This window comes from Chryseobacterium angstadtii (assembly GCF_001045465.1).
GTDB lineage: Bacteria > Bacteroidota > Bacteroidia > Flavobacteriales > Weeksellaceae > Chryseobacterium > Chryseobacterium angstadtii.
On record NZ_LFND01000003.1, the window covers coordinates 275,328 to 290,897 of the forward strand.

General features: G+C 41.6%; 11 protein-coding genes. All 11 read left to right on the plus strand.

Annotated elements, in window-relative coordinates; translation table 11 throughout:
* Positions 1-13 precede the first annotated feature (13 nt).
* The 11 genes from ACM46_RS09435 to egtB all read left to right on the plus strand — a co-directional run bounded on the left by ACM46_RS09435 (position 14) and on the right by egtB (position 15,563).
* Positions 14-4,246 (plus strand): type I polyketide synthase, encoded by a 4,233-nt coding sequence (locus tag ACM46_RS09435; RefSeq protein WP_048507121.1) that lies wholly within the window; start codon positions 14-16, stop codon positions 4,244-4,246.
* Positions 4,234-4,533, plus strand: coding sequence for an acyl carrier protein (locus ACM46_RS09440; protein ID WP_048506403.1), 300 nt, complete (start codon positions 4,234-4,236; stop codon positions 4,531-4,533). Before ACM46_RS09435 ends, ACM46_RS09440 begins: the two co-directional genes overlap by 13 nt.
* Positions 4,524-5,318, plus strand: coding sequence for an alpha/beta fold hydrolase (locus tag ACM46_RS09445; RefSeq protein ID WP_048506404.1), 795 nt, complete (start codon positions 4,524-4,526; stop codon positions 5,316-5,318). The genes ACM46_RS09440 and ACM46_RS09445 overlap by 10 nt, the downstream gene beginning before the upstream one ends.
* Positions 5,311-7,710 carry a glycosyltransferase gene (locus tag ACM46_RS09450; RefSeq protein ID WP_048506405.1) on the plus strand — a complete coding sequence of 800 codons (2,400 nt, stop codon included), beginning with the start codon at positions 5,311-5,313 and terminating at the stop codon, positions 7,708-7,710. Before ACM46_RS09445 ends, ACM46_RS09450 begins: the two co-directional genes overlap by 8 nt.
* 6 nt (positions 7,711-7,716) lie before the next feature.
* Positions 7,717-8,988, plus strand: coding sequence for a condensation domain-containing protein (locus tag ACM46_RS09455; RefSeq protein ID WP_048506406.1), 1,272 nt, complete (start codon positions 7,717-7,719; stop codon positions 8,986-8,988).
* The gene (locus ACM46_RS09460; protein WP_117614428.1) at positions 8,985-10,232 is read left to right on the plus strand and encodes a phthiocerol/phthiodiolone dimycocerosyl transferase family protein; all 1,248 of its coding nucleotides are present in this window, start codon (positions 8,985-8,987) and stop codon (positions 10,230-10,232) included. Before ACM46_RS09455 ends, ACM46_RS09460 begins: the two co-directional genes overlap by 4 nt.
* A gap of 62 nt (positions 10,233-10,294) precedes the next feature.
* Positions 10,295-10,786, plus strand: coding sequence for a hypothetical protein (locus ACM46_RS09465; protein WP_241485985.1), 492 nt, complete (start codon positions 10,295-10,297; stop codon positions 10,784-10,786).
* Positions 10,787-10,840: 54 nt separating this feature from the next.
* Positions 10,841-11,386: a hypothetical protein gene (locus ACM46_RS09470; protein ID WP_048506409.1), complete on the plus strand. Its 546-nt coding sequence runs from the start codon at positions 10,841-10,843 to the stop codon at positions 11,384-11,386.
* A 326-nt stretch (positions 11,387-11,712) separates the two neighbouring features.
* Positions 11,713-12,855, plus strand: coding sequence for a 1-acyl-sn-glycerol-3-phosphate acyltransferase (locus ACM46_RS09475; RefSeq protein WP_048506410.1), 1,143 nt, complete (start codon positions 11,713-11,715; stop codon positions 12,853-12,855).
* 430 nt (positions 12,856-13,285) lie between these two features.
* A complete protein-coding gene (locus ACM46_RS09480; RefSeq protein ID WP_048506411.1) occupies positions 13,286-14,269 on the plus strand; it encodes an L-histidine N(alpha)-methyltransferase in 984 nt (327 codons plus the stop codon).
* A 121-nt stretch (positions 14,270-14,390) separates the two neighbouring features.
* Complete coding sequence (gene egtB, locus ACM46_RS09485) at positions 14,391-15,563, plus strand: ergothioneine biosynthesis protein EgtB (RefSeq protein WP_048506412.1); 1,173 nt, start codon at positions 14,391-14,393, stop codon at positions 15,561-15,563.
* Positions 15,564-15,570: the final 7 nt, after the last annotated feature.

Below are 15,570 nucleotides of genomic sequence, written 5' to 3' on the forward strand. Positions count from 1 at the left end.
GCATATGATAGATATGAAAAAAACAGATGTTGCAATTATTGGTCTTTCCTGTGTCTTTCCCGGGGCACAGGATGCCAACACTTTCTGGCAGAATATTGTCAGTAAAGTAGATTCTACCCAGGCCGTTCCTGCGGACAGGATTGATCCTGTTCATTTCAGCGATGCAACCCATCCTGTTGACAGATTTTACTGTAAACGCGGCGGATTTATCTCTGATTATGAATTTAATCCTACAGCATTCGGAATCTTACCGCTGGCTGTAGAAGGGACGGAACCGGATCATTTATTAACCCTTGATCTCGTGCAGAAAGCGCTGGAAGACGCCGGAATATTCGAAAAAAATATGTCGCTTGAAAAGACCGGGATCATTATCGGAAAAGGAAATTATACAGGACCGGGAGCAACCCGTGCCATTGAAATTGTGCGTACAGGCGAGCAGATTTCCTCATTGCTTCAGGAACTTTTACCCCAGGTATCTTCAGCAGATATCGAAAAGGTGAAACATGCTTTCCAGGAACGCAAAGGACGTTTTGCAGCAGATACGGCTATGGGACTCATTCCCAATCTTGTGGCTTCTCTGGTTGCGAACCGGTTCAATCTCGGAGGAGCAGCCTTTACGGTAGATGCTGCCTGTGCCAGTGCTTTGCTGGCTGTAGATCATGCTGTTCAGGAACTTAACAGAGGCCGTTGTGATATGGTGATTGCAGGAGGAGTTCATACCGGACAGAATGCTGCGTTCTGGAGTATTTTTGCCCAGCTGGGAGCTTTATCGCGTCAGCAACAGATTAAACCGTTCAGCGCTGATGCCGATGGATTGTTAATTGGGGAAGGCTGTGGTTTCGTCGTATTAAAACGATTGGAAGATGCGGTGCGCGATCAGGATAAAATCTATGCTGTAATTAAAGGAGTAGGCGTGAGCAGCGACGGAAACGGAACCAGCGTAATGAGTCCTTCCGTAAAAGGTCAGCTGAAAGCCTTAGAACAGGCATGGACCAATGCAGATCTGGATAAAAACCGGATTGGCTATCTTGAAGCCCACGGAACAGGAACACCGCTTGGTGATAAAACAGAACTTCAGACCCTGGCTCAGTTTTTCGGAAAAGAAGAAACAGCTTCGGCTGCAGGCATCGGATCCGTGAAATCCAATATAGGACATGCTATGCCTGCTGCAGGAATTGCAGGTCTGATTAAGACTTGCCTGGCATTATACCACGATACATTACCTCCAACATTATACTGTGAAAATCCGGTTTCGGATATGCAGAATACCCGATTTTTACCTGTACAGGAACCGAAAAGCTGGTCAAAAACAGGTCTGCCGAAAGTAGCAGCAGTCAATGCCTTCGGATTCGGAGGAATCAATGCGCATGTCGTATTGGAAGGCTATGATGTGCCTAAAAAAGATCCGGTTCTATTGTTGGCAAGACCAACTCATGAAGAACTGCTTTCTGCCCTGAAAAATAAAGAAACCAGACTGGGAGAGGGCGATTACCGTATTGCTTTATTCGATCCTACCCCTGAAAGAATTGAAAAAGCCATTAAAATTGTGGCTAAAAATAATCCGTGGCGCAATAAGCAAGATATCTGGTACACCAATACTCCTCTGTTAAAAGACGGAGGAAAAGTCGCTTTCGTATTTCCAGGTTTGGATGGTCTGGCGAAAGGCGAAGTGGAAAGCGTCAGCCGTTATTTTGGATTAACAGAACCTATCCAAACGGAAGGAGAAGGTTTATTAACCGATGCATTGGGAATTTTCAACAAATGCAGCATCCTGGATCACGCCCTGAAAAAACTGGATATTGTTCCTGATATGAATGCAGGACACAGTCTGGGAGAGTGGCTGGCGGGATATTCATCTGAATTGGCGGAAGTAAACTCCGTAAAAGCATTAATTGATGTTCTGAATCCCGAAACTTTTGAATTAAAAGACTCCAGATTCATTGCAATCGGAGCCGGAATAGATACAGTGACTCCATTTATAGAACAGATTTCTGATCTTTATGTGTCTAATGATAACTGCCCGAATCAGGTCATTCTCTGTGGAAGCAATGCTGCACTGGATGAATTGGTACCATTGTTAAAATCAAAACAGATATTTCACCAGATATTGCCGTTCCAGTCCGGATTTCATTCTCCTTTTATTGCAGATAAACTGGACGTGATTTTAGCAGGAATGGAAAAGGCAAAATTTCAGAAAACCAAAATTCCATTGTGGTCTGCAACGACACTGGAGCCTTATCCCGCAGATCAGGAAGCCATCAGAAAACTAAGTGCGGAGCACCTCGTTCAGCCGGTTCGCTTCCGTGAACTGACGGACAAACTGTATGACGAAGGGGCCCGATTTTTTATCCAGATCGGCACCGGAGGACTGATCGGGTTTATAGATGATACTTTGAAAGGAAAAGCGTTCAGTACCATCGCTTCCAGTGTTCCTACCCGTTCTGCGCTGGCTCAGCTGCAGCGTGTGGTAGCAGCATTATTTGTAGAAGGAAAAACGGTGGCCCTTGACTTCCTTGAAATACAGCGACATGTAGAAAAGCCCGCCAGAAAAGGGATGAAACTGGAATTAGGTTCTCCTATTATCAGAGATTTTAAAGAAATTAAAGCTTTAGCCCAATCTTTCAGTACACAAAAACAAACCTCTGTTTCTGCTACGGTAGCTAAGACGGGACATCCTCTTGTACAGGCATTCCAGGAAAATATCACCGATATGATCCGTATGCAGGAAGAAGTACTGACCCTGTTTCAGAACCGCCCGGAAATTACTATTCCAAAACCGGTAGCGGCCCAGGTTCCTGTAAGCACCAGTTTTTCTGGACTGCTGCATGTGAATTTGGAGACGCATCCTTATCTTATTGATCACAGTCTTTTGAGACAACCCAAAGGATGGGCAGAGGTTGCAGATATGGAACCTGTGATTCCGATGACCATGATTTTTGAACAGCTGGCAGAAATAGCACAGGCAGAAATCTCCGGAACGAGGGTTCATAAAATAATGAATGTAAGTGTTTTTCAGTGGATGAACGTGGCAAAACCTTTTGAAAAAACAGTAAAAGGTGAATGGAAATCACCTTACCACGCTTATCTGGATATTGAAAATTTTGCGAATGCAGAAGTTCTGTTAGCCCTGTCAGCACCTGTGGCCCCTGACTTTAATCTTTCGGTAGGAGATCTTTTACCGATTGAAAGAACACCGGAGGAGATTTATGAACAGCATATGTTTCATGGTGAACAGTATCAGGGAATTACAGAGGTTTCTAAAGTAGGAACAAAAGGAATTGTCGGGAAAATAAAAGGAAACGGCGGAAAAGGTTCTTTGCTGGATAATGCCGGACAGCTGTTTGGATTGTGGCTGCAGCTAACCCTGACGAAAGACCGCATTGCCTTTCCCGTGAAAATAAGAGATATCGAGTTTTTCGGAGATATGGATGATCAGGACGGTCTTTTTGAATGCACCTGCATCTTAACGGAACTCAACGATGAATTTGCCATTGCAGATATTATCCTGCAGAGAGACGGAAAAGTCTGGTGCGCTATTACAGGCTGGCAGAACCGCCGTCTGGAAATTGATCAGCCTTTATGGAATGTTTCTATGTCGCCATTGCATAACCGCCTTTCAGAGGAAATTGCTCCGGAAGTATTTTTCTTTCATCAGGCGTATACAAGAGTGGCTTCCTGGGATTTTATTCTTAAAAGATACTTTAATCAGACGGAAAAGAAACACCATCAGCAGCTTTTGCCCAACAAGAGAAAAGAATGGATGGTAAGCCGTGTCGCGGTGAAAGATGCCGTACGAAATTTGCTTCGCGAAAAGAAAAATCATCCGTGTTATCCCATCACTTTTGAAATAGGGAAGGATGAGGTCGGAAAACCTTATCTCATTGGAGATGTTACGGAGGATATTCATGTTTCTCTGGCTCATAAAGGAAAAGATGCGGTGGGAATTGCAAGACTTGGCGGTTCTGTGGGAATTGATATGGAAACCATTGAAGAACGGAGCTCCGGCTTTTATGATCTCGTATTTACCGATGCCGAATTGGCTTTATTAAAAGACAGAGATCAGGCAGAATGGACTACACGATTCTGGACAGCCAAAGAAGCATACGCAAAATTCCTGGGAACAGGACTGAAGGGAAATCCAAAAACCTTCGAAATTGAACATATTGAAGGCGATCACCTGTGGATTCGCCAGACTGAAATAAAAACAATTAAACATAAAAATTATATTATCGGATGGACACTATAAACAACACTTTAAAACTGAATCACGAAGAACTGTTTACTCTTTTAAAAGGCTTTATTACGGAAGTGATAGGAGCAGAATTTGTAGAAGAAATGGATATCACGCCGGAAAGTTCATTCACTAAAGATCTTGAAATGGACAGCATAGAAATTGTTTCCTTTTCCGAAAAAATAAAAGCCCACTTCGGAGATCAGATTGATTTTACGGGATGGCTTTCTTCCATGGATCTGGACGAACTGATCAATCTTGACCTTCGTATGATCATCAATTATATCTACGAATGCCAATAATCACGGTTGACCATAGACAGGTTCATATTCAGGAACTCAACAAAGGAGCTGAGCAGACCGTAGTACTTATTCACGGGATGTTCAGCAACCTCTCTATTTATTATTTCAATATAGCTCCCATTCTGGCTAAACACTATCATGTAGTGATGTACGACCTGAAAAGCCACGGCATGAGCGAACGTTTTCCGGACGGCTATGATCTTGAAAGCATGTCTTCGGATCTGCTGGCTTTACTGGATCATTTAAAGCTCGAAAAAGTACATCTTGCCGGATACAGCTTCGGTGGATTGATTGCGCTGAAAACCGCATTGAAGGCACCGGACCGCGTAGATCATCTGATCGTTATAGAAGCACCCGATCCTCAGGATGAAAAAGCCCGTACTATTATTGATGAATACAGTAAAGAGTTCCTGGAACATTATGTGGCCAATTTTACGGACACTACCAAAGTGCAGATGGGTAAAAGGCAGATGGAGAAAAATCACCGGATGTACGAATTCCTGTTTGAAAAAACCAGTATCAAAGCAGATATGATCAGGGAAAAACACTTCCTGAGCAAAGCTCATTTATCAGAAATGAAGGTTCCTACATTACTACTTTACGGTGTGGAATCCAATTGTAAACCTACAGGCGAATGGCTGAATACGCAGATTGGTACCTCTGAACTGGAACTGATTTCCGGAGATCATAACATCCCGATCCAGGAACCTGTACAGATTGCGGAGACCGTAGCTTATTTTTTATCTCAATCATTATCAAAACCATTAACACAAAATCATGGCTAAATTTGTATTTGTTGTTCCACCATTAACAGGTCATGTCAATCCAACGCTGAGCATTGGCTCAGAATTATTGAACAGAGGGCATCAGGTGGCCTGGATCAGTCTTGACCAAAATTTAAATACTAAACTTCCTGCCGGAGGAGAACTTCTGTTGATTCAATATGACCAGACCGACGAAGAAAAACAGGAAAGCGAAAAATACCTCGATATTATTTCCAAAAAAGTAGTGTATGGAATCGACAGTGTTAAGTTTCTGTACGAAGATGTACTGATTCCCCTGAACAGACACTGCTACAACGGAATTTTAAAATTACTGAAATCTTATCAGCCAGATCTTGTAATTGGCGATCATCAGCTGTTTGTGGCGGGTGTTGCTGCCAAAAAACTGGATCTTCCATACAGTACCACAGTGACGGCTCCGGCCGCCATTAAAATTATGGATGAACTTCCAAAAGTACATGAATGGGAAGTCGGAAAAATCATTGAACTGCAAAAAGAGTTGGGCGTAACAGAAAACCGTTCACTGGCTTCATCTGACCTTCTGACCTTAGTTTTAACTTCCGGATATTTCTTTGGAGAAATGGAACTTCCTTCCCATTACAAATTCACGGGTCCTGTTCTCATGGAACGCCGCATCTCCTGTGAATTTGACTGGGATCAATTTAAAAACAGGACAGGGAAAAAAATACTGGTCAGCATCGGAACTACCTTTGATCATGATCACAAGAAAGCCTTTTTCCAGAAGGTCGTGGATGCATTTAAAGACGAAAACTTAACGGTCGTTGTCGTTTCAGATCCTCAGCTTTTTGAAAGCTGGCCTGACAATTTTATGGTCTATCAGCAGGTTCCGCAGCTGGATTTGTTACCGCATCTGGATGGCGTGGTTTGTCATGGCGGTCACAATACCGTTTCCGAAGCCCTTTCACATGGTCTTCCGTTAGTCGTTATTCCGATTGCGTACGATCAGTCACATGTTGCAGGACGTGTTGTACGTACCGGAGCAGGTGAACGTCTTAATTTTAACAGATTTAAATCTCATCATTTGAACGAAGCAGTTCAAAATATTTTAAATAATTCAGAGTATAGAGAAGCGGCTGATACGGTTCGTCAATCTTTTGTTGAGGCAGGAGGTACGGCAACCGCTGCTGATCTACTCGAACAGGCATTAATTCCTATGACAGAAAAACTAAAATCCGGATCTAAATTTTTATTCGTTGTTCCTCCGTTTTTCGGACATATCAGCCCTACACTGAGTGTTGGAGCCAGTCTGATTGCCAGAGGCCATGAAGTGAAGTGGTACGGAATCACTCCGGTAGACAGCAAACATATTCCGGAAGGCGGAAGCTATATTTATCCTGAAGAAGACCTTATCCCATATCAGGATGAAATCCAACGTATTTTAAAGAGACAGGATGACGGACCGTCATGCTCGGGACCCGAGGTGATGAAACTGGCTTTGGAAGAAACCTATGTTCCGTTTGCCAAGATGATGATGCCGGGACTGGACCGTTTGATGAGCACCTGGAAACCTGACGTTTTGGTGAACGACTGTATTGCGTTCGGAGGAGCACTTTTTGCCCATAAACATCATATTCCGTGTGTAACAACAACGCCTGTTCCTCCCGATGTAATGGGAGACAGCGAGAAAAATGCCCCTAAAATATGGGAATGGCAGCAGAATCTCATCAAGGATCTTCAAAAAGAAGTAGGAATTTCTGAGGAAGGAATTTTTATTCATTCCCATCAGCTGAATCTGGTATTTACTTCACAAACCTTCGCCGGTTTTGAAACGGTTCCGCAGCATATGAGATTTGTAGGCCCGGTAAAAGGCCGTCCGAACAATACTCCTTTTGACTGGCAACGTCTGGAAGCGTCTACCCATCCGAAAATATTTGTGTCTTTGGGAACGCTGCTGGTAGATATCCGGAAAGCCTTCTTTGAAAAGGTGATTGCGGCATTTGCAAACCAGCCTGTTACCATCGTAGCGGCGACACCTCCTGAGATATTTGATGAATGGCCGTCTAACTTCATTGTGAGCGGATTTGTCCCTCAATCTCAACTGATGCCCCATATGGATATGGTGATCTGCCACGGAGGATTTAATACGGTAAATGATACCTTCTACAATGGTCTTCCTATGCTCATCACCCCGATTGCGTATGATCATTTTCATATTGCTAAATTAATTGAACAGGCAGGCTGCGGAATAAGCATCCGTTATAAGCGTCTACGGGCAGAAGCTCTTCGCGAAACAGTTTTTGAATTGTTGGAGAATCCGAAATACAGAAACGCGGCTCAGGAAGTAAAAGCCAACTTCATTAATGCAGGCGGGAACGATCGCGCTGTAGAACTGTTGGAAGGTTTTGTACGGCAAGAACAGACAACTTTAGTTTAAGAATCTATGAAAAGAAAATTGTTATTTGGTGAGCGAATGCTTTTAGGAGACGGAACGGAACCTTTTAATGCGGTTATTCCGTTCCGGTTGCGGGGCACCTTTACAATAGAGCATATTGAACATGCCCTGAGTCAGCTTCAGGGCAAACATCCCTGGTTGAGAGCGCTCATCAGTCATGATCAAAATAATGTGCCCTGGTTTGAAGTGGCAGATCAACCTCTTCCGATACCCATCCGGATCGTTCCCCGAAAAGGAGATGACGATTGGCAGGAAGAATCCAGAATGGAATGGCAGACCTTATTTAATTATGGGGAACAGCCTCTTCTCCGGTTTATTTGGATCAAAGGGGAAGAAGTTTCAGATATGCTTTTTTCTTTTCATCATTGTTTATGTGACGGAGGTTCGGCCATGACCTTTTTATATGAATTTTTGCAGATAATGGACCATCCTTCTGCAGAGATAGGGGTGGAAAATCCAATACTTGGAATTCAGGATGTGGTTCCTTCCGATATTTTAACAAACCGCAGGCAAAAACTGAAGGCAAAAATCATCGGCAGGGTAGCGGCAACCGCGATTAAATGTATTCCCGTCGGTAAAAAAGCGGTTGAAAGACAAAACGATTATCTGATTCATTGGAAATTAGACAAAACGATGAGCAAGGAACTGATTTCTTACTGTAAATCCATGGAAGTTACGGTTAATACCTTTTTAAGTGCTGCCGTGCTCCGTGCATTCAGGAAAGTAAAAGGAGAAGCAGCTTTCAATAAGGTTTCCTGTCCGGTGGATATCAGGCGTTTTGCACCGCAGATCAAAGATGACCATATTTTTGCTTTTGGCCTTATGATTGTAGTTTCTGCCAATCAGAAAATGAATTTTTCGGAAAACCTGAGGCTGATGCAGGAAACTGTGGAACGTAAAACTTCGAAACTCAATCCATACATTACCATGATGGTGATGGAATCTGCTCATGATGCCCTGAAAAATTTTACGAAGCTGCTAAAGCATGGTAAGTCTTCCAATGACTGTATGTTTTCGAATCTGGGACGCATTCAGATTCCTCACGAGTATAAGAACTTTTCACTGGAAACTATTTTCAGCCCTTCTGTAATCGGACCGCTGGGAAATACCACGACAATGGTGACTTCCACGTTCAGAGGGGAAATGGATTTCAGTTTTATGGGAAGCGAAGGCTATTTGCCGTATTCACAGGCATTGGCTATCCGGGATGAGGTCATTCAAACCATTAAACAACAACTGGATCATATTGCTGTATTATGATGAAACGAAAATTAATGTTGGTTGAACGGATCATGTATGCAGATCCGAAGACTCCGGTAAATTGTGTTTTTACGGCGAGAATCAAAGGTGAAATTCAGGAAGAGAATTTAATATCGGCTTTAGCTAAAATTCAGCAGAAACATCCTTTGTTGAGGGTGAAAATTGACAGAACCAGCGAACCGTATCCTTTTTTTATCGAAGTCAAAGATATTGAACCTGTTCCGCTCCGCATTGTTCCGCGGAAAACGGAGGAAGACTGGTTTACCGAATCTGAAAAAGAATGGATGCATCTGTTTGAAGATGAACGAAAGCCACTGGCCCAACTGGTCTGGATTAAAGGGCAGAAGGTTTCCGAAATTCTTTGGGTACTGCCGCACTGCATCTGTGACGGGACTTCTCTTGTCACGCTGATGAGAGAACTGCTTTCCCTGCTGGATGATCCTTCAGTAGCACTGGATTCTTATCCGCTATTTGACTCCGTTCAGGATTTTCTGCCTTATGATTTTAATGTCAGAAAAAAGAAACGAAAAGCCCGGTTGTATCTGATCATGGCCCGGCTGTTTTTCCTCATGCAGCGCAAAAGTAAAAAAGGAAGTCCCGGAAAAAATTATGTGGTTCACTGGAAGCTTTCTCCGGCTGTAACCGGGCAGATCACGGCAAAATCTAAAGCTCAGGATGTTTCCGTGCATGCATTGCTGTGTGCTTCGTTTATGGAAGCTTTCCGGCAGGTACAGGGCAAACAGGCAAAAGGAAAAGTAATCAGTCCTGTGGATGTGCGTCATTTTATTCCGGAAATCAGGCAGGATCATGTATTTGCATTTGCCCCGACTGTAGAACTTTCGATAAACAAAGGAAATCAGAATGTGCTGGACAATGCCCGGCAGATCAAAAAAGATCTCAAAGAAAAAATAGAAAAGATGGAAGCCCGGGAACTTCTCTGGATGGGCGAACATATGCATCCCGTGGTAGAACGTATGATTTCTATGATGAAAACCAGTAATGGCGGACATGATGTCACGCTTTCCAATATGGGAAGACTTACTATTCCGAATGCATATAAAAATTTCACCCTGGAAACGATTATCAGCCCTACGGTTGCTTTTCCCTGGCTGAATTCAAATACGCTTGTGACCACCACATACAATCAACATATGGACTTTACTTTTATGTCCAACGAGAATTTCCTTCCAAAAGAGGAAGCCATTGCCATTAAAGACAAAGCTCTTGAACTCCTGACCTCATGAAATTTAAATTTAAACCTCCAAAACCTAAAAAACTCAAGAAAACAACATTGAAGCGCTTTTTAATGAAGCGTACCATTTACTATGTTCTTCCGAATGTATTTTTCAATTTCATTATTGCTTATGCCAGCTTTCAGGAACTGGGCTACACTCACTTTTTTTCAGGAACACAGAATCTGGCCCGGCTTACCCTGCCAATGGCTATATTCCTGCCTGTAGTCCTTACGATCGACATTATCAACAGGGTCATCATTGCTTCTGAGCAGGAGGCTATAGAATTTACCGTAGATGAGCAGCTTAATAAAAGGAAACTGCTGACGAAGCTGAGTATTTTACATGGCATTGTTACGGGATTAATGGTTTTGTCCGTATTACTTTTTGCACAGTCTGTTTTTTCAAAATATTACAGGCTGGATGCTACTGTGATGGCTGTACTTGTTGGCACACTGGCGGGCGTTCTGTCTGTTATTTTTGTATATCTGCCTGTGTGGAGATTAAGAAAGTGGATGTGGAGAAGGGGAGCGGTAGTTGCTGTGGAAGGAGATAATTTGTCATGATAACGCGACCTGTTTTTAAACTTTTACCTATCTTCACCATCTTAAAAAAACAATATGAAAAAAACAATCCTCATCCTTTCTGCAGCTCTTCTTTTAAATTCATGTGTGGTTTCTACGGCCGCCAAAGTCGTAAAAGGGGCTGTGGATTTAAGTTATAAAGCAGTAAAAGGAACGGTTAACGGGATCAGCTGGGCGGTAAGCAAAGCAAAAGGGAAAATAGATGAAGACCGTGTGGATGGAACCTGGAAAGTAGTGGGTGTTTACAAAGGATCTTTTGAAGACTTTTCAAATGATCAGAATCCGGAAGCTTCATTTACTTCAGACTGTACCGAAGGTTTCGATCAGATTATTTTTAAGGCTAAAAAATCAAAATTTAAGCCTGTACACTGCAGCTCTGAAAAGGAAGACTGGGTGAAATATTCCATGGAATTCGGGAAAAACCCTTTAACGAAAGAAAAAGAAAACTACATTGAATATAATTCCAACAATTACATTTCAGTGATTGATGTTAACAGTAAAACAATGGTGCTGGAAGGAAATCTGATGCCTAAGCTGGCTTTTTCCGGAGCAAAACTGTATCTTTTGGAAAAAGTGAAATAGTCAGAAGAAAATAGTTTTTATCGTGATTTATGGAAGTCAGAAGCTTGAAGAGGGAAGTTATTGAAGTCCAAAGATAGAAATACAGTGGTGTTTTATTAATTCTTTTTAAACTACTTCAATATATGTAAAAAGAAATTGTTAAATACTTACCGTCTAATAGTAACTTCCATCGTCTATCTTCCATCTTCCCATCTTTTAATCTTAATTTCTTATCCCGAATTCAGGTTAAACTTAAACGTAAATCATAATACTTTAACACATACAGTACGGTACCCTCGATAAATTTTTGTTCTTTTGCAAAAAGTTTTAATTTTTTAAATAATTGCATGTCGAAGTACGATGAAATCCGGTCTTTCTATGATCATGAAGTGAATGAAGCATTAGCTGGAATAGCCTGTGATCCCATGATGAAAGCGCTGATGAATTTTACTTTTCCCGGTAAGGAGGAGAAGACCTGGCTGGAAGAATTTAAAAATGTACATTCCATAAAGGATTTTCAGACTCATTTTATAGCATTCACCATTCGTCAGATTCTCGCAAAGAGTTCTGAAGGATTAACCACTTCAGGATTCGATCAGCTGGATAAAAATACACCTTATCTTTTCATTTCGAATCACCGTGATATTGTTCTGGATACTTCACTCCTTAATCTGGTGCTGCTGGAAACAGGCCATATCATGACTGCTTCGGCCATTGGAGACAACCTCGTTCACAGAAAATTCCTCCATGTGCTGGCCAAGCTGAACCGTAACTTTTTAGTTCAAAGAGGCTTACCGCTTCGTGAGCAGTTGAAAAGTTCCCAACTCATGTCCGAATATATCAACGAGCTTTTACACCATGAAAAGCGTTCCGTATGGATTGCCCAGCGTGAAGGCCGTACCAAAAACGGAAATGATGCTACCCAGCAGGGCGTTCTGAAAATGCTGGCAATGGCTGCCGGAGATCAGACATTGACAGATTATTTTAAAACACTGAAAATAGTTCCCATATCCATCTCCTACGAATATGATCCTACCGATTCTCTGAAGATGCCGCAGCTATTGGCGCAGCACAGAGATGAGCAATACATCAAAGGAAAGAATGAAGATTTCAATACCATGATCAGTGGAGTGATAGGGCAGAAAAAAAGGATTCACATTCACGCAGGACAGGTCATAGATACCGAACTGGACGATATTGCGGCAAAGATTGATAATAAAAATAAACAGCTGCAGGCACTTGCACAGATCATAGACCATTCCATTATTCGGAATTATAAGCTTTGGCCTACCAAGTTTATAGCGTACGATCTGCTTCACCATACCGATACCTACGCTTCACAATATTCAGAACAGGAGAAACAGCTGTTTGTCCGAAGGCTTGAAATGCGGATCAACCCTTCCGATGCCGTTTCAAAAGAGTATTTCTTATCCATGTATGCCAATCCTTTGGTTAATACAATGAAGCTTGAAGGAGATTCTTCAATATAAAGATTCCTGTAATTTACCATTGATAGGCTTTGAAAGTTTTAATGGTAATAATGCAGAAGAAAATATTTCTCAAAACTATAGACACCTTATCCTGATGAGGTGTCTGTTTTTTTACTTACCCTATACATTCACACGTTTTCCTTTATTTTAATTCAATTTTTTATCTTCATTAATAATAAAAAATAATTTCGGAAATATTTTTTCGGGGAATAAAAAAATCATAGTTCCGGTTCTTTAATTTTTCAGCAAACAGAGAGGGATTGAATGACATTTTGTAATGTGTGAAATAAAATTAATAATGAATTATGGAAGTTAAACTAATCTAAATTTAATATATTTATTCTAATGAAACGATAGAATAATCTGCAAAATTCAATGTGGAGGCGGCAGGATAGTTGTATTGAACTAAGAACCACACAAATTAAAACATATGAATTTACAGTTAAACCCACATGCAAAAGTCAGTGGTCACCCTGTTGATGACTTTCTTACGGATGTTTTGGAAGGCCTGAAAAGCAATCCGAAAAGGCTGTCTTCAAAATATTTTTATGATGAAAAAGGAGACCGGCTTTTCCAGGAGATTATGGCGATGCCCGATTATTATCTCACCCCATGTGAACTCGATATCTTCAAAAACAAAACGGCCGAACTCGCCCAAATGATTATCCCGGGAAATGACCCCTTTGATTTGATTGAGCTGGGTGCAGGAGATGCCATGAAATCTACATTTCTCTTGAAATACCTCGTAGAAAAAGAAACTGACTTTACCTATATGCCTATTGATATTTCCGGTCATATTCTTTCTGTTTTACACGAAAAACTGAGCCGGGAGCTTCCTGATTTGAAGATCACTGCTCTGGAAGGAGATTATTTCGAAATGCTTCAAAAGGCGGCTTCACTTTCGGACAGAAAAAAGGTGATTTTGTTTTTAGGAAGCAACATCGGCAATATGAGCAGGGAAGAAGCGGAGGAATTTAGCTTACATCTGAATAAGAATCTGGCGAAAGGCGACAAAGTACTGATAGGCTTTGATCTCATGAAAAATCCACAGGTTATTTTAAATGCCTATAACGATAAAGAAGGAATTACAGCAGCTTTTAATCTTAATCTTCTGAACCGGATCAACAATGAGCTGGATGGAAATTTCATTCCGGAACAGTTTCAGCATTATCAGACCTATGATCCTGTAAGCGGAGCCTGCAGAAGTTTTCTCATAAGCCTTAAAGATCAGGAAGTCATGATTGGAAATGAAAAGATTTTATTGAAAGAAAACGAATTCATAGATATGGAAATCTCACAAAAGTTTTCGCCAGAAGACATCAGCCAGCTGGGAGAAAAATCAGGTTTTACTATGGCCGGAGAAATCATGGATTCTAAAAAATGGTTTGTAGATACCGTTTGGCAGGTAAAATAAAATTAAAATTACTGAATAACAGAAGATTATATTCATCTCATCACTCCCATAAGAGAAAATGATATTTTAAAAATTTCAGGCTGATGATTGATTCAGAATAACTCACTAAAATCCTAAAAATATGGCACCAGACACTGCAACAAAAGATATAGTGAAAAAATATACCGATATCCGGAAATACTCCGAAGAACTTTGCAGGCCTTTGGAAATAGAAGATTATGTGGTACAGCCCATCGTGGATGTAAGTCCTCCGAAATGGCATCTCGGCCATACGACCTGGTTTTTCGAAACCTTTATTCTGATTCCCAATTTTCCGGACTATCAGGTTTTCGATCCTCAGTATAATTTTGTGTTTAACAGCTATTACGAAACCATCGGAGCACGTGTGATCCGTACCGATCGGGGAAATCTCAGCCGTCCATCTGTTTCGGATATCTATACCTACAGAAGATATGTGGACGAACACATGCAGGCTTTTCTGCAAAGCGGATTCATGACCGAATCGTTGGAACCTCTGTTGGAACTGGGTCTTAATCATGAACAGCAGCATCAGGAATTATTAATGACTGATATTAAATATATTTTGGGTCACAACCCGCTTTTCCCGGCTTACAGAAAGGAATTAATTCCCCAAAAGAACAGCTCTGGAAATGGAGAAATTATCAGATTTCCCGAAGGAATTTATGAAATTGGTTTTCAAGGAGAAGGTTTTTGTTTTGACAATGAACTGGGAAGGCATAAAGTGTTTCTGAACGATTTTGAGATAGCAGATCAGCAGGTAACCAACGGAGAATATCTTGAATTTATGGAATCTGGCGGCTACATCGATTTTAAACACTGGCATGCTGAAGGATGGGACTGGGTAAAGCAGACTCACGCAAAATCTCCGCTGTATTGGCATTATATTGACGGAAAGTGGATGAATTATAACTTAAATGGCTTACAGGAAATCAACCTGAATGATGCCGTCTGTCATATCAGTTTTTATGAAGCTTCGGCTTTTGCTTCCTGGAAAAAAATGCGTCTTCCCACCGAAGCCGAATGGGAGGCTGCATCCGGCCGTTTCGAATGGGGAAACCGTTGGGAATGGACCAATTCTGCCTATCTGCCTTATCCCGGTTTTAAAAAAGAAGCAGGAGCAGTAGGTGAATACAACGGAAAATTTATGGTCAATCAAATGGTATTGAGAGGAGCTTCAATAGCTACACCTCCAGGCCACAGCAGAAATACCTACCGGAATTTCTTTCAGACCGGTTTAAAATGGCAGTTCACAGGAATCAGACTCGCCCGATAAGTATTGC